The following is a 15513-nucleotide window of genomic DNA, read 5'->3' on the forward strand; positions in this document are numbered from 1 at the left end:
AAATGCCGGCAGCAGCCGAATTGCCGCTTGCCGGTCTCGTCGTCGTCGACATGAGCCAGTTCCTGTCCGGACCCTACTGCTCGCTCAGGCTGCTCGATCTCGGCGCCCGCGTCATCAAGATAGAGCGTCCTGACGGCGGCGACCTGTCGCGCCGGCTCTATCTCAGCGACACCGAGATCGGCGGCGATTCCACCATCTTCCATGCCATCAACCGGGCCAAGGAAAGCCTCGCCATCGATCTGAAGAACGAGGCGGACCTCAATACATTGCGCGGGCTGCTGGCCAAGGCCGATGTGCTGATCCAGAATTTCCGACCGGGCGTCATCGAGCGCCTTGGCCTCGACTACGAGACCGTCCGCCAGATCAATCCGCGCCTGGTCTATGCCTCGATCAGCGGCTATGGCGAGGATGGCCCGTGGGTGAAGCGCCCGGGCCAGGATCTGCTGGCGCAGTCGCGCTCCGGCGTGATGTGGCTGAACGGCGACGAAGACCAGGGACCGGTGCCGTTCGGCCTCGCCATCGGCGACATGCTGGCGGGTGCGGCCTGCGCGCAAGGCATCCTGGCAGCACTGGTGCGGCGCGGCATCACAGGCCAGGGCAGCCATATCGAGACCAGCCTTCTGGAAGCGCTGGTCGACTTCCAGTTCGAGGTGCTGACCACACATCTCAATGACGGGCGCCGCCTGCCTAGGCGCTCGAGCTTCCGCAGCGCGCATGCCTATCTCTCGGCGCCTTACGGCGTCTACCCGGCCAAAGACGGCTATCTCGCCATCGCCATGACGCCGATCCCCAAGTTGGCCGACCTTTTGTCGCTCGATGAATTGGCTCCCTATCGCGACAAGCCGGCATCCTGGTTCACCGCGCGCGACGATATCAAGGCAATCATCGCCCAGAGGATCGCGACCAAGACCATCGACGACTGGCTGGCCATTCTCGAACCCGCCGACATCTGGTGCGCCAAGGTGCTGACCTGGCCGGAGATGCTGGCAAGCGAGGGTTTTCAGGCCCTCGACATGCTGCAGACGGTGACGCGCGAGGACGACGTCTCGATCCTCACCACCAGTTCGCCGCTGAGGGTCGACGGTATCAGGGCCAAGGTCGACCGCGCGGCACCCCGTATCGGCGAACACAGCGCAAAAATCCGCGACGAGTTCGACCTGTGAGCCTCAAGCTTAGGGGTATGACCTGGAGCCATCCGCGTGGCTATGATCCCATGGTTGCCTGCTCGGCGCTATGGCGCGAGCGGACGGGAGTTGCCATCGAATGGGACAAGCGTTCGCTGCAGGATTTCGAGTCCTTCCCGGTCGAGGAGTTGGCGCGCGCCTACGACCTCATCGTCATCGACCATCCGCATGTCGGCCAGATCACTGCGGAGCGCTGCCTCGAGCCTCTCGACGTCGCCGGCCGCGAGGCGGAACGCGCCGCGCTTGCGTCGGGGAGCGTTGGCCAGTCCTATCCGAGTTACACATGGCAAGACCGGCAATGGGCGTTTCCGATCGATGCGGCCAGCCAAGTGCAGGCCTGGCGGCCGGACGCGCTCGATGCGCCGGCAGCGACGTGGAGCGAAGTGCTCGATCTCGCCCGGCAAGGCCGCGTGCTGCTGCCGCTGCGACCGCCGCATTGCCTGATGACCTTCTACACGCTGGCCGGTAATCTCGGGCATCCCTGCGCGACCGATCCGTCGGGCGATCTCATCGCTGTCGAGACGGGCTGCGAAGTCTTCGAGACGATGCGTGAGATCGCCGCGCTGGTCGACCCGACGTGCTTCGACATGGACCCGATCGCCGTTTCGGAACGCATGGCCGAGGCTGGTTCCCGCATTGTCTGCGCGCCGCTGATCTATGGCTACGTCTCTTATGCGGCGTCGGGTTTTCGCGCCAACAGGTTGGCTTTTGCCGACATCCCGGTGGTCGGTTCCAATGGTCCGATCGGCTCGGCGCTCGGCGGCACAGGCATAGCCGTATCAGCCTTCTCCAAGGCTAAAGAGGCAGCGATCGATTTTGCCTATTGGGTCGCCAGCGGCGATGTCCAGCGTGGCATCTATGCCGCCGCCGGCGGCCAGCCGGGCCATGCGGCTGCCTGGGAAGACCAGACTATCAATGAAGTGGCCGGCAACTTCTATCGAGGCACGCGCGCGACGCTGGAGGGCGCCTGGGTGCGGCCGCGCCATGACGGCTACATGGCGTTCCAGCAGGCGGCGTCAGACCGCATCAATTCCGGCCTGACCTCCGGCCATCCTGCCGGCCGGGTCGTCGCCGATCTCATCAGCCTGTTCCGGGCCAGTTCCCCCTCGCCTGGCGAGAACTGAGCGAGGTCGTTATTTCAACCACCAAAGCCTGCGGGCATTGCCCGACAACAGCCTGTCACGCTCCGAAACGCTGCAACCCGAAAGCAGCGCGTGGGTCGCCGCCACCCAGGTCGAGAGACCGCCACCGAGCGTGCAGACCGGCCAGTCGCTGCCCCAGACGACGCGGTCCCAGCCGAATGAATTGATGGTGTGTTCGACGTAGGGCCGCAGCGTATCGACGGTCCAATTGGCGGCGTCGGTATAGGCGACCACGCCGGAAATCTTGGCCATCACGTTCGGGCGCCGTGCGATCTCGCTCATGTGTTCGCGCCAGGGATGCTCGGCTCCGCCCTTGATGTCGGGAACGCCGCAATGGTCGAGGACGAACTGGACGTCGGGCGCCAGTTCGGCGAGCGCGATCGCCTTGGGAATCTGATGCGGCAGCACGACGAGGTCGAAGGTCAGGCCGGTGCCGCCAAGCCGCTTGATGTTGTCACGGAACAGTGCGCCCTCCGAAAGATCGTCCGGGACGACGTGAAGGACGCGGCGGAAACCCTTGACGAAGGGGTTTGTCCGCTGGCGCTCGAGATAAGCGGCAAAGTCAGCGTCTTCGGGACGGCAGGATGCTATCGCCCCAGAGAGCATGCTGCCCGCTTGCCGCGAGAGGCCCTCGACACGGGCGGTTTCCGCCTCGATGTCGGCCGGGTCGACATCGACCTCCATGTGCAGCACGCGCCCGACACCGACCCGCCGCGCCTCCGCCGCGTACTCCTCGTAAGAGAAATCGCGGTTCAGTGCCGGTACGCCGGCAAGCCAGGGGTAGCGAAGCGCCGAGCGATCGATGAGATGCAAATGGGTGTCGATGATCATGGCGGGCTCCTCCCTGTAGCTTTTTCGATCCTCTCACGGAGGAATTCTTCATTCAAATAAGAATTCAGGCCGATGAACCGACGGCCGACCCAGCCAGGTGCGACAGCTTCTCGCAGGTTGCGAGCAGCAACTCGATGGTGCGGGTGATGTCGGGTGCCGAGGGCGCGTTGACGACCGTAATGTAGGGGATCGACAGCGCCGCTATGGCCTTGCCGTCGGAACCACGCACCGGAGCGGAAAGGTTGAAGACGCCCGCGGTCTGCATGGAAGCCATCATCTCGTAGCCGCGGTCGCGGATCTGGTCGAGACGGGCGAAGAACTCGGCCGGCTGCGCGGTCTTGTCGGTGCTGCGGACGTGCTCCGAGATCATCATCTGCCGCTCTTCCGGTGAACGGAAGGCGAGCAGGACATGGCCTGAACCGGTGTCGAACAGGCTGATGTGGGAGCCGACTCGGATCGAAATCCCCCAGTAGTTCGGCGCCTCCTGCTGGCCTATCACCACGGCGGAACCGCGATCAAAAACAACGAGTTGATTGGCCTGCTGCGAGGTCTCGGCCAGTTCGCGCATCAGCGGCGTCGCATAGGAAACCAGCCGTCGCACCGGCGCGTGCAATTGTGCCAGGCCAAACAGCTTGAGCGTCAGCGAATAACGGTCGCCATCGAGCCGCGTGACGTAGCCGCGCCGCACCAGCCGGTCCAGCATGCGGTAGAATTCATTGGGGCTGCGGTCGAGCTTCTTGGCGATTTCCGCCTGGGTCAGGCCACCGTCCACGCCCGCTAGAAGCTCAAGGATGTCGAGCCCCTTGTCGAGCGCCGGCGCGCGATAACGCTCGTCTTCGCTGTCGTCCATGGTTCATCCCTCCAGTGAATTCAACTCTTCATATACGCAGGAACGCGGCCGGCGGAAACAAATTTCGCCTTGACGTACGGATGAATGTTTTGTTTGTATATGAATGTAGCATTTCTTGTCACGTGACGAGTTGCGGGCGCCACCGAGGCGCACCCAGGGAGGATACCAATGAACAGACTGCTTTCCGGCGTATGCGCCGGCGCATTGATGCTTGCGTCAGGCGCAGGCACCGCCCTTGCCGGCGACCTGCCCGGCAAGTTCGACGGCGTGACCGTCGACGTGAAGCTGATCGGCGGCCAGCAATATGAGAAGCTCTACGAGCGCATTCCCGAATGGGAGAAGGCGACCGGCGCCAAGGTCAACATCCTGACCAAGAAGAACGGCTTCGACATCGACAAGGAATTGAAGTCCGACATCGCCTCGGGCAGCACCAACTGGTGCGTCGGCTGGAATCATTCCTCCTTCGCGCCGCAATACACCGGCCTCTACACCGACCTCAGCAAGCTCCTGCCGAAGTCGGAGATCGACGCCTTCGTGCCGTCGACGATCAAGGCGGCAACCATCGACGGCAAGCTGGAAATGCTGCCGCGCGCGCAGTTCGACGTCTCGGCGCTCTACTACCAGAAGAGCCTGTACGAGAACGCCGACAACAAGACCAAGTTCAAGGCCAAATACGGCTATGACCTGGTGCCGCCGGACACCTGGAAGGAAGTCACCGACCAGGCTGAGTTCTTCGCCAACCCGCCCAATTTCTACGGCACGCAGTTTGCCGGCAAGGAAGAGGCGATCAATGGCCGCTTCTACGAAATGGTCGTCGCCGAGGGCGGCGAATATCTCGACAAGGACGGCAAGCCGGTCTTCAATTCCGAAGCCGGCGTCCGGGCGCTCGACTGGTTCGTCAACCTCTACAAGGCCAAGGCCGTGCCGGCCGGAACCACCAACTACCTCTGGGACGATCTCGGCCAGGGCTTTGCCTCGGGCACCGTCGCCATCAATCTGGACTGGCCGGGCTGGGCCGGCTTCTTCAACGATCCGAAATCGTCGAAAGTCGCGGGCAATGTCGGCGTCAAGGTCGCGCCGAAAGGCTCCGCCGAGGTGCGCACCGGCTGGTCGGGCTTCCATGGCTTCTCGGTGACCGAGAACTGCCCGAACAAGGAGGCAGCGGCATCGCTCGTATGGTGGCTGACCAACGAGGACAGCCAGAAGCTCGAGGCCACCGCCGGCCCGCTGCCAACGCGCACCGCGGTCTGGGATTGGGACCTGCAGCAAGCCGCCAACGACCCTTACAAGAAGGAGGTTCTGTCGGCTTTCCAGGAAGAAGCCAAGCACGCCTTCGCCGTGCCGCAGACGCCTGAGTGGATCGAGATCTCGAACGCCGTCTATCCCGAGTTGCAGGCCGCGATCCTTGGCGACAAGACCTCCAAGCAGGCACTGGACGAAGCCGCCGCCAAGGCGACGCAGATCCTGCAGGACGCCGGCAAACTGTAAGCATTGCTCACAAGATTGCCTCCCCCATCGTGAATGGGGGAGGCGATCGCCTTTTGCCGGCGTTGCCCGTTTCATCATGTCGGGCCTCTGCCCAAATTTGAATGCCAGACACCAGAGGAGCCCGATGAAGGGCCTCAAGCCATCCGCGCCGTTCCTGCTGCTGCTTCCGGCCATCGTCGTTCTGGCGGCGGTCGTCGTGGTGCCGCTGCTTCTGTCGCTCTATTCAAGCTTCACGCCGTTCCGCCTGACCAAGCCCGAGACGTTCTTCGTCTTCATCGGCCTCAGGAATTACCTGTCGATCCTGGCCAACACCGATTTCTGGTGGGCATTCGGCCGTACCGTCCTGTTGCTGACGATCGCGCTCAATCTTGAAATGCTGCTTGGCCTTGGTCTCGCCATGCTGGTTGAGAAGGCGACGCGCGGCCAGCGCATCCTGCGCACGCTAATGATGTTTCCGATGATGTTCTCGCCGATCCTCGTCGGCTTCCAGTTCAAGTTCATGTTCAACGATAATATCGGCCTGGTGAACAATGCGCTGCAGTCGCTTGGCATCACCAGCGACGCCATCCCGTGGCTGATCGAGGGTCACCTCGCCTTCATCGCCATCTCGGTTGCCGAGATCTGGTCGTCGACGGCGATCTTCGCCATCCTGATCCTCGCCGGGCTGCTCGCCATGCCCAAGGAGCCGATCGAGGCGGCGCGCGTCGATGGCTGCACGCCGTGGCAGACCTTCCGCTATGTGACCTGGCCGTTCGTCATGCCCTTCGCCTACATCGCCATGACCATCCGCTCGCTCGACGTGGCGCGTGCCTATGACATCGTCAAGATCATGACCGATGGCGGTCCGGCCGGCCGTACCGAGCTGCTCTGGACACTCGTGGCGCGCACCGCCTACAGCGATGGGCGCATGGGCATGGCCAACGCCATGGCCTATTTCTCGATCCTGCTGTCGATCGCCTTCACCGTCTATTTCTTCAACAAGCTCGCCGCGGCGCGCACGCAAATCGGCGCGGAGTGGTGAAGATGGACGAGAATTCTTCCGCCCGCCTTAAGCGCAGGCTGCTTGATATCGTCTATCGCATCGGCCTGTTCCTGGCGATGCTGACCATCTGCCTGCCGGGCTTGTGGATCGTCCTGTCGTCGCTGCGGCCGACGGTCGAGATCATGGCCAAGCCGCCGGTGTGGATCCCGCAGGATATTTCGTTCGACGCCTATGTCGCGATGTTCTCAGGCATCGGCAAGGGCGGCATCCCTGTCATCGAATATTTCCGCAACTCGCTGATCATATCGGTGACTTCGACGGTGATCGCGGTCGCCATCGGCATGGCGGGCGGCTATGCCTTCGCGCGCTATCGCTTTCGCGGTAAATCGAGCGTCTTCCTCGGCCTGATGCTGACACGCACGGTGCCCGGTATCGCGCTGTCGCTGCCGCTGTTCTTCCTCTATGTGCGGCTCGGTATCATCGACACGCATTTCGGGCTGATCCTTGCCTATGTCGCGCTCAACGTGCCTTTCACCATCTGGCTGATCGACGGCTTCTTTCGCCAGGTGCCGAAGGATCTCGCCGAGGCAGCACAAATCGACGGCTGCACGCGCTGGCAGGCCTTTTGGCAGGTCGAGTTCCCGCTCGCCGGACCAGGCATCGCATCGGCCGCGATCTTCGCCTTCCTGACCTGCTGGAACGAGTTCGCGCTGGCCTCCCAACTGACCCGCTCGGTCAGCGCCAAGACGCTGCCGGTAGGCCTGCTCGACTACACGGCCGAGTTCACCATCGACTGGCGCGGCATGTGCGCGCTCGCCGTGGTGATGATCATTCCGGCGCTCACCCTCACTTTCATCGTCCAGAAGCACCTTGTCGGCGGCCTGACCTCCGGCGCGGTGAAAGGCTGATCTCATGGCAACGGTTTCCCTCAAAAAGCTGACCAAGCGCTACGGCAATATCGAGATCGTGCATGGCATCGACCTCGACATCACCGACCGCGAATTCATCGCGCTGGTCGGTCCTTCCGGCTGCGGCAAGTCGACGACGCTGCGCATGATAGCCGGGCTGGAAGAGATCAGCGCCGGTTCGATCGAGATTGGCGGGCGCGTCGTCAACGATTTGCCGCCGCGTTCGCGCAACATCTCGATGGTGTTCCAGTCCTATGCGCTCTACCCTCACATGACGGTGCGCGAAAACCTCGGCTTCTCCTTGAAGATCGCCGGCGCCGCCAAGGACGACATGGATCGCCGCGTCGCCGAGGCCTCGGCTATCCTGGGGCTCGATGCTTTGCTCGACCGTCGGCCGTCGCAACTGTCCGGCGGCCAGCGCCAGCGCGTCGCCATGGGTCGCGCCATCGTGCGCGACCCCGACGTCTCCCTGTTCGACGAGCCGCTTTCCAATCTCGATGCCAAGCTCAGAACGCAGATGCGCACCGAGATCAAGAAGCTGCACGCCAAGGTGCAATCAACGGTGATCTACGTCACCCACGACCAGGTCGAGGCGATGACGCTTGCCGACCGTATCGTCATCATGCGCGACGGACATATCGAACAGGTTGGCACCCCAGATGAAGTGTTCCGCCGGCCAGCCACGCGCTTCGTTGCCGGCTTCATCGGCTCGCCGCCGATGAATTTGCACGAAGCGAGGGTCGACGACGGCCAGCTGGTTTTCGCCAGCGGCGCCAAGCTGCCCCTGCCCGGTCAGTTCAAGGCCAATGTCGCTGGCGGCGACAAGGTCGTGTTCGGGTTGCGGCCAGACGACATCTATCCGACCGGCCATGGTATCAGCTCCGGCGGCGCGGCCGACGTGCATCAGATCGAACTGCCGATCACCGTCACCGAACCGCTCGGCAACGAGACGTTGGTGTTCGTCGAGTTCAACGGCGGTGACTGGGTGTCTCGCATGCTGAACCCTAGGCTGCTGAAGCCAGGCGAGCGCGTCGCCATGAGCCTCGACCTGTCGCAGGCGCATCTGTTTGCCGCTGAGACCGGAAAGACATTGCGGAGCTGACCGACATGGCCAAGATCGAAAAGATAGAATTGCGCATGGTCGACCTTGTGCCCAAGGTCAAACGCACCGACGCGATCCAGAGCTTCGTCAGCCAAGAGACGCCAATCGTCACCATCACCGATTCCGACGGCGCGGTCGGAACCGGTTACAGCTACACGATCGGCACCGGCGGCTCGTCGGTGATGCGGCTTCTGTCCGACCACCTGGCGCCGCGCCTGATCGGCCGCGATCCTGATATGATCGAAGCGATCTGGCACGATCTCGAATTCGCCACCCACGCCACCACGATCGGCGCCATCACGGCAATCGCCATCGCGGCGATCGACACAGCGCTCTGGGACCTCAGGGCGAAGAAACAGGGCCTGCCGCTATGGAAGCTCGCTGGCGGCGCCAAGGACCGCTGCCCGCTTTACACGACAGAAGGCGGCTGGCTGCACATCGAGACGCAGGCGCTGGTCGACGATGCGGTGGCCGCCAAGGCCAAGGGGTTTCGCGGCTCGAAAGTGAAGATCGGCAGGCCGCATGGCTCCGAGGATCTCGCGCGGCTGTCGGCGGTGCGCAAGGCGGTGGGCGACGGCTACGAGATCATGACCGACGCCAATCAGGGTTTCTCCGTCGACGAGGCGATCCGGCGTGCGGCGAGGCTTCGAGAACTCGATCTCGCCTGGATCGAGGAGCCGCTGCCGGCCGACGACATAGACGGGCATATCAGGCTGTCGAATTCGACGCCGACGCCGATCGCCATCGGCGAGTCGCTCTATTCCGTCAGGCACTTCCGCGAATACATGCAGAAAGGCGCCTGCTCGATCGTGCAGGTCGATGTCGGCCGCATTGGCGGCATCACGCCCTGGCTCAAGATCGCCCATGCGGCGGAGGCCTTCGACATTCCGGTCTGCCCGCATTTCCTGATGGAATTGCATGTCAGCCTGACCTGCGCTGTTCAGAACGGCAGGTATGTCGAGTACATTCCGCAACTCGACCAGTTGACCGGCAAGCACATGCGCATCGAGGATGGGCATGCGCTGGCGCCCGACGAGCCCGGTATCGGCATCGATTGGGACTGGGACGCGGTCAAGGCCATGAGCATCGCCGAATTCACCACGGCGATCACGAGATAAGGAGCTGATATGCAGCGGATGGGATTTGTGCTTGGGCTGAAGCCGGAGAAGATCGAGGACTATGTTCGCCTCCATGCCGCCGTCTGGCCGGACGTGCTGACCATGATTTCGGCATGCAACATCAAGAACTATTCCATTTACCTGAAGCGGCCGGAGAACCTGCTGTTCAGCACCTTCGAATACCACGGCATCGACTACGAGGCCGACATGGCCAAGATGGCGGCCGATCCGAGGACGCAGGAATGGTGGGCCGTCTGCATACCTTGCCAGGAGCCGCTTGCGACCCGCAAGGAGGGTGAATGGTGGGCTTCGATGGACGAGGTCTTCCACCATGACTGAGGCCGGTTTCGACCCTGCCTCACTCGTCCAGGCCTGGGCCAAACCCTCACAACCCCGACCGATCGTCACTTTCGGTGCAGGGTCGATTGTCGGCGACGCGCATTTCCCGGCCTACCGAAAAGCGGGGTTTCCGATCGCCGGTCTTTACGATCCGGACCAGGCCAAGGCGCAGGCCCTGGCCGATAAATGGGACGTGAAGGCGTTCGGATCGATGCAAGAAGCCGCTGGAGTTAAGGACGCGATCTTCGATCTGGCAACGCCACCGGGGCGGCACGCCGATATCCTGAAGGCCCTGCCCGACGACGCGGTCGCCCTGATCCAAAAGCCGATGGGCAACTATCTCGGGGAGGCAAGCGAAATCCTCGAAATCTGCCGCGCCAAGAAGCTCAAGGCGGCGGTGAATTTCCAGCTCCGTTTCGCGCCGATGATGCTGGCGCTGAAGGAGGCCATCGCCAAGGGCTGGCTCGGCGAAGTCGTCGACTTCGATGCTTGGCTGGCGCTGGCGACGCCTTGGCAGTTGTGGGAATTCCTGCTCAAGGCGCCGCGCGTCGAGATCGCCATGCACTCGATCCACTATCTCGACCTGATCCGGCAGTTGCTCGGCGACCCCAAGGGCGTGCATGCCAAGACGCTCGGCCATCCCGATCATTCCGTGGCGCAGACGCGCACCAGCGCCATTCTCGACTATGGCGACACCGTGCGCTGCGCGCTGTCGATCAACCACGACCACAAGTTCGGGCGCCGGCATCAAGCCTGCGAATTTCGCGTCTGCGGCACCGAGGGTGCCGCCTATCTCAAGCTCGGTCTCAATCTCGATTATCCCCGGGGCGAGCCGGACATTCTGGAAATCTATCCGAAGGGCGGATCGGACTGGATCGCGGTGCCCTTGGCCGGCGAGTGGTTTCCCGACGCCTTTGTCGGGCGCATGGCAAATGTCCAGCGCTTTGCATCCGGCGAAGACGCCGAACTGATCAGTTCGGTCGAGGACGCATGGAACACAATGGCGCTGGTGGAAGCCGCCTATCGTTCGAGCGCGGCGCCGGCGACGCCGATCGCGGAAAGGCCCTGATGGAACAGATCCAGTATTTCGAGGAGTACGAGATCGGCTCGACGCGGCTGACCAACGGCCGCACGATTACCGAGACCGACTTCATTGTCCATGCCGGTCACACCGGCGATTTCTTCCCGCACCACATGGACGCCGAGTTCATGAAGACAACACCGTTCGGCCAGCGCATCGCGCATGGCACGCTGGTGTTCTCGGTCGGCATCGGGCTGACGGCAACGGTCATCAATCCCGTCGCCTTTTCCTATGGCTACGACCGGCTGCGCTTCATCAAGCCCGTGTTCATCGGCGACACGATCCGCACACGCACCACCATCGCGGCCAAGGAGGACGACCCCAAGCGACCGGGTTCCGGACGCGTGATCGAGCGCTGCGAAGTGATCAACCAGCGCGGCGAGGTGGTGCTGGCGGCCGACCACATCTACATCGTCGAACGCCAGCCGGCCTGAGGCAATGTCCGCTATGCGCCGGTAGCGCGCTTGGTGATGCGCTCCAGACCGAGCAGCAGGACCAGCGTTGCCGCCACCAGGATCATGGTGAGCGCCGCCCCGGCAAAGATGTCGCCGCGATCGGTCAGTGAGAAAATCGACACCGGCAGCGTCACCCAACCCGGCGGATAGACCATCACGGTCGCGCCAAGCTCGCCCATGGACAGCGCGAAGCTCAGCCCGAAGGCCGCGACCAGATAGGGTGCGAGCAAGGGCAGCGTGACATGCCGGAGCCGATAGGCAGGGCGTGCGCCGAGGCTCGACGCGACCTGCTCGAAGTCGGGCGACAGCCGCGCAAGCCCGGCCGAGACATTGCCGAAGGTGAAAGCCGAGATCAGCACGAAATGCGCGATCATGACGATTGCGATCGTGCCGTTGAGCAGCAGTGGCGGATGGCTGAAGGCAACCAGCAGGCCAAGACCGACGGACACAGAAGGCACCGCGCTCGGGATGAAGAACAGGAGGCCGAGTGCCTTCGCCAGCGTGGCGCCCTGGATGCGCAGCGCAAGTGCTGCCCAGGTGCCGCTGACCAGCGCCAGCGCGCTTGCCGCGAAGCCGGTGACAAGGCTGGCCTTGACCGCGTTCCAGGCCGCGCCCTTGGCGACATCCGCGTAGTGCTCCGTGGTCAAGCCATTGGGCAGCACGCCGTTCCACTGGTCGGCGAGGCTGGACAGCAGGATCACCGCCAGCGGCGCCAGGAACAGCACGCCGAAGATCAGCGCGAAGATCACCCAGATGACGAAGCGACCGGAACGCGACCAGACCAGCATCGCTAGACTCCCAACCGGCCGGCGGCGAAGCGGTAGAGGCCGAACAGGCCGAGCGACAGGGCTATGTTGACCACGGCGATGATGCAGGCGACCTGGTAGGCCGATTCCTGGATCGCCTTGCCATAGATCAGCAGCGGCAGCGTGATGACGCCCTTGGCGCCGATGAACAGGACGATGCCGAATTCGTTGACGGTGAGGAGCAGGCAGAGGCTGCCGCCGGCGATGAGCGCGGGTACCGCCGCCGGCAGAATGACCTGGCGGACAATGCGGAACGGTCGCGCGCCAAGCACGCTTGCCGCTTCGATCTGGCCGCGATCGACCAGCGAAAAGGCGGCAAGCAGCGGCCGCAGGATGAAGGGCGTGTAGACCGTGACCTCGGCCAGAACGACGCCCCATGTCGAATAAAGGAAGTCGACCGGCGGCAGCGGCAGCGAGAAGGCTTCCATCAGCCCGGAGTTGAGCATGCCGGCGGAGCCATAAAGGAAGGTGAAGGCCAGCGTCACCAGGAAAGTCGGCAGGGCGATGAAAGTGTCGATCAGCCTGGCGATGAAGCCGCTGCCTGGAAACGGCACGAAGGCAAGGATCAGCGCCAGCACCAGGCCGACGACCAGGCATCCGGCCGTCGCCGTGACCGAGATCGTCACCGTGTTGACCAGCGCGTTGAGGAAGAAGCGCGAATGCAGGACGCGGACGATCTCGGCGACATTGGCGACGCCGCTGTCGTCGAGGAAGGCCTGGCGTACAATCAACGCCAGCGGGTAGAAGAACAGCAGTGCCAGCAGGGCCGCCGGCGGCACGATCCACAGCCGGCCCGGCTCTCGCTTTCTGGCCGTCGGCATACCAATGGCGAGCGCTTCAGACACCGGCGTCTTCCGGAAGAAGCGACGTATCGGCCGGCGCAAAGAACAGCGGCACCTCTGTGCCGGGTTCCGGCAAGGCCATTGGCAGTTTCGTTGCCGAGACGCGCACCGGCGTGCCGTCGACATCGAGCACCAGATGCGTGAGTTCACCCTGCCAGTGCACTTCCCTGAGCGTGCCGACAATGCGGTTGGTGTGCTCGCTGTCGGCCGTCAGGCTCAGGTGCTGCGGCCTGATGCAAAGCAGGCTCTTGTCGCCAACCTTCTCGCCGCGACCGGCACCGGCGAGCACGGCATCGCCATGCCTGGCCATGGCAAAGCCTTTCGGGCCGGCAGCATCGGCAACCGTCACCGGCAGAAGGTTGGCACGACCGAGAAACTCGGCGGTGAAGCGGTTTGGCGGACGGCGATAGAGTTCGGTCGTCGGTCCATGCGAACAGACCCTGCCGTCGCGCATGATGGCGATCTTGTCGGCAAGCGTCAGCGCCTCGGTCTGGTCGTGGGTGACGTAGAGGATGGTCAGGCCCGGCAGGCTGCGGTGCAGACGGGCGATCTCCTCGACCATGTTGCGGCGGATCTGCGCGTCGAGCGCCGAAAGCGGTTCGTCAAGCAGGAGCACGCGCGGCCGCACGGCAAGCGCCCGCGCAATCGCGACGCGCTGCTGCTGGCCGCCCGAAAGCTCGCGCGGATAACGCCGGGCAAACGTCGCCATGCCGACGGTGGCGAGCGCATCCTTCACCCGTTCGCCGATCAGCGCCTTGTCGGCGCCTTGTGCCCTGAGGCCAAAGGCGACGTTGTCCTCGACCCGCATATGCGGGAACAGCGCGTAGTTCTGCACCACCATGCCGAGCCCACGCTCATAGGGCGGCAGATCGGTGACGTCGGTGGCGCCGATGCGGATGCGGCCGCTTGCCGGCCGCACGAAGCCGGCAACGGCACGCAGAGCGGTCGTCTTGCCGGAGCCGGACGGGCCTATCATCGCCAGGATTTCGCCAGGCGCGATGTCGAGGGTCAGCGGATGCAGGACGACATGGGCGCCATAGGCGACAACGACCTTGTCGAAGTGGACGTTCGAGCCGGCGCCGCGAACCTTCGCGGCGTCGATGTCCGTGACACTAGGGCCCGTGAAGGCGGCGGCCGACATGGCATTGTTCTCCGGATTGCTTCCCGTGCGGATCAACTTCCGGTCGCTTCGTTCCACTTCTTGACGTAGTCGGGAAGCTTGCTCAGCGCCTCGTCCCAGTTCGGCGACCAGATGGTCAGGCCTTTCATCGCCTCCTGCAGCTTGGCGAAATTGGCGTCGGACGGCGTCACGTCCTTGCGGGCCGGCATGCCGAGGGCAACGGAACTTACAGTCGACTGTGCCTCCTTGGACAGCAGGAAGTCGATCAGCTTCTTGCCGTTGTCGCTATTTGGCGCACCGGTGACCAGGCCGATTTCATAGGGCAGCGCAAAGGTGGAGCGGGTGCCATCGGGGCCAGCGGGCCAGAACACCTTGATGTTGGGATTGTCTGCCATCTGCGACATGTTCATCTGCAGGTCGCCATTGGCCACATGCAGCTCGCCCTTGTTGACCAGCGCGGTCAGCTTGCCGGTCGAGGCGGACGGGCCGACATTGTTGTCCTGCAGCTTCTTCATGAATTCGAAGCCGGCATCCTCGCCGCCAAAGGCATGGATGATCTGCAGCATGACGGCCGTCCCGTCGCCAGCCTGGCCGGGGGTCGAGTACTGGATCTTGCCCTTGAACTTCGGATCGAGCAGATCGTTATAGCTCTTCGGCGCTTCGGACAGCACGGCGCTGTTGTAGATGAAATTCATGTAGTTATTGACCAGCGGCCGATACTTGTCGGTGCCGCCGTCGATCTGGGATGCGGCTTCGGGTTTGTAATCCTGCAGCAGACCGTCCGCGGCGGCGCGCTGGATGAAGGGCGGCAAGGTCACCAGCACGTCGGCCTGCGGGTTCGACTTTTCCTTGGCGACGCGCTCGACGACGCCGCCCGAGCCCGCCTCGATATACTGAACGGTGATGCCGGTGGCCTTGGTGAAGGCTGCGAATTCGGTCTCGTACCAGCTGCCATTGCCATCATGCAGCCCATCGGCGGAGTAGACGGTGACGACGCCGTCGGCGAGTGCTGGCCCAATGAGAGCCGCCGACGCGAGCAATGCGGCGAAAGCCGCGACCATGGTTGCGTTTCTTGATTTCATAACCAGTTCCCCTTTGATTGAAGGCACATTCTGCGATGCACTAGGACCAACCGGCGTTTGGGTCTCTGGCGGACGTTGAGCCGGTTGGATGTCTTCGTTGTGACAACTCTGGGGATTGGGCATCGATAAGTAAAATCTATTTATTTTATGAGAGCCAAACTTTCTCTGATATTTGTCATGGAA

General features: G+C 63.3%; 16 protein-coding genes. 10 read left to right on the plus strand and 6 right to left on the minus strand.

What is annotated here, in order from left to right:
• Positions 1 to 2 precede the first annotated feature (2 nt).
• Both FJ950_RS15925 and FJ950_RS15930 read left to right on the plus strand, forming a co-directional pair.
• Entirely contained in the window at positions 3 to 1163 is a 1161-nt protein-coding gene (locus FJ950_RS15925; RefSeq protein WP_140617468.1) for a CaiB/BaiF CoA-transferase family protein, read from the plus strand.
• Positions 1160 to 2308: an extracellular solute-binding protein gene (locus FJ950_RS15930; RefSeq protein WP_181171262.1), complete on the plus strand. Its 1149-nt coding sequence runs from the start codon at positions 1160 to 1162 to the stop codon at positions 2306 to 2308. The genes FJ950_RS15925 and FJ950_RS15930 overlap by 4 nt, the downstream gene beginning before the upstream one ends.
• 9 nt (positions 2309 to 2317) lie before the next feature.
• On the opposite strand, the gene FJ950_RS15935 is transcribed toward FJ950_RS15930, so the two are convergent.
• Positions 2318 to 3157, minus strand: coding sequence for an amidohydrolase (locus FJ950_RS15935; RefSeq protein WP_140617469.1), 840 nt, complete (start codon positions 3155 to 3157; stop codon positions 2318 to 2320).
• Between the two features lie 64 nt (positions 3158 to 3221).
• Positions 3222 to 4007: an IclR family transcriptional regulator gene (locus FJ950_RS15940; RefSeq protein ID WP_023771193.1), complete on the minus strand. Its 786-nt coding sequence runs from the start codon at positions 4005 to 4007 to the stop codon at positions 3222 to 3224.
• Positions 4008 to 4175: 168 nt separating this feature from the next.
• Here FJ950_RS15940 and FJ950_RS15945 point away from each other — a divergent pair, with 168 nt between their 5' ends.
• The 8 genes from FJ950_RS15945 (at position 4176) to FJ950_RS15980 (ending at position 11459) form a co-directional block, all read left to right on the plus strand.
• Positions 4176 to 5495, plus strand: coding sequence for a sugar ABC transporter substrate-binding protein (locus FJ950_RS15945; RefSeq protein ID WP_140617470.1), 1320 nt, complete (start codon positions 4176 to 4178; stop codon positions 5493 to 5495).
• A gap of 124 nt (positions 5496 to 5619) precedes the next feature.
• Positions 5620 to 6516 (plus strand): sugar ABC transporter permease, encoded by an 897-nt coding sequence (locus FJ950_RS15950; RefSeq protein WP_140617471.1) that lies wholly within the window; start codon positions 5620 to 5622, stop codon positions 6514 to 6516.
• A 2-nt stretch (positions 6517 to 6518) separates the two neighbouring features.
• A complete protein-coding gene (locus tag FJ950_RS15955) occupies positions 6519 to 7385 on the plus strand; it encodes a carbohydrate ABC transporter permease (RefSeq protein WP_140617472.1) in 867 nt (288 codons plus the stop codon).
• A 4-nt stretch (positions 7386 to 7389) separates the two neighbouring features.
• Positions 7390 to 8487: a sn-glycerol-3-phosphate ABC transporter ATP-binding protein UgpC gene (ugpC, locus tag FJ950_RS15960; protein WP_140617473.1), complete on the plus strand. Its 1098-nt coding sequence runs from the start codon at positions 7390 to 7392 to the stop codon at positions 8485 to 8487.
• Between the two features lie 5 nt (positions 8488 to 8492).
• On the plus strand, positions 8493 to 9605 hold the full coding sequence (locus FJ950_RS15965) for a mandelate racemase/muconate lactonizing enzyme family protein (protein WP_140617474.1): 1113 nt from the start codon (positions 8493 to 8495) through the stop codon (positions 9603 to 9605).
• Positions 9606 to 9614: 9 nt separating this feature from the next.
• A complete protein-coding gene (locus tag FJ950_RS15970; protein ID WP_140617475.1) occupies positions 9615 to 9944 on the plus strand; it encodes an L-rhamnose mutarotase in 330 nt (109 codons plus the stop codon).
• The gene (locus FJ950_RS15975) at positions 9937 to 11013 is read left to right on the plus strand and encodes a Gfo/Idh/MocA family oxidoreductase (RefSeq protein ID WP_140617476.1); all 1077 of its coding nucleotides are present in this window, start codon (positions 9937 to 9939) and stop codon (positions 11011 to 11013) included. The genes FJ950_RS15970 and FJ950_RS15975 overlap by 8 nt, the downstream gene beginning before the upstream one ends.
• Positions 11010 to 11459: a MaoC/PaaZ C-terminal domain-containing protein gene (locus FJ950_RS15980; protein ID WP_181171274.1), complete on the plus strand. Its 450-nt coding sequence runs from the start codon at positions 11010 to 11012 to the stop codon at positions 11457 to 11459. Before FJ950_RS15975 ends, FJ950_RS15980 begins: the two co-directional genes overlap by 4 nt.
• Before the next feature lie 11 nt (positions 11460 to 11470).
• Here the strand turns inward: FJ950_RS15980 and FJ950_RS15985 are convergent, their stop codons facing one another.
• The 4 genes from FJ950_RS15985 to FJ950_RS16000 are packed head-to-tail and all read right to left on the minus strand — an operon-like array spanning position 11471 to position 15330.
• Complete coding sequence (locus FJ950_RS15985; protein WP_140617478.1) at positions 11471 to 12268, minus strand: ABC transporter permease subunit; 798 nt, start codon at positions 12266 to 12268, stop codon at positions 11471 to 11473.
• 2 nt (positions 12269 to 12270) lie between these two features.
• The gene (locus tag FJ950_RS15990) at positions 12271 to 13131 is read right to left on the minus strand and encodes a 2-aminoethylphosphonate ABC transporter permease subunit (protein WP_015319061.1); all 861 of its coding nucleotides are present in this window, start codon (positions 13129 to 13131) and stop codon (positions 12271 to 12273) included.
• Positions 13124 to 14269 carry an ATP-binding cassette domain-containing protein gene (locus FJ950_RS15995; RefSeq protein WP_140617479.1) on the minus strand — a complete coding sequence of 382 codons (1146 nt, stop codon included), beginning with the start codon at positions 14267 to 14269 and terminating at the stop codon, positions 13124 to 13126. Before FJ950_RS15995 ends, FJ950_RS15990 begins: the two co-directional genes overlap by 8 nt.
• Before the next feature lie 32 nt (positions 14270 to 14301).
• Positions 14302 to 15330: a 2-aminoethylphosphonate ABC transporter substrate-binding protein gene (locus tag FJ950_RS16000; RefSeq protein WP_083883114.1), complete on the minus strand. Its 1029-nt coding sequence runs from the start codon at positions 15328 to 15330 to the stop codon at positions 14302 to 14304.
• Positions 15331 to 15513 lie beyond the last annotated feature (183 nt).

Source organism: Mesorhizobium sp. B2-3-14 (assembly GCF_006442175.1).
Taxonomy (GTDB): domain Bacteria; phylum Pseudomonadota; class Alphaproteobacteria; order Rhizobiales; family Rhizobiaceae; genus Mesorhizobium; species Mesorhizobium australicum.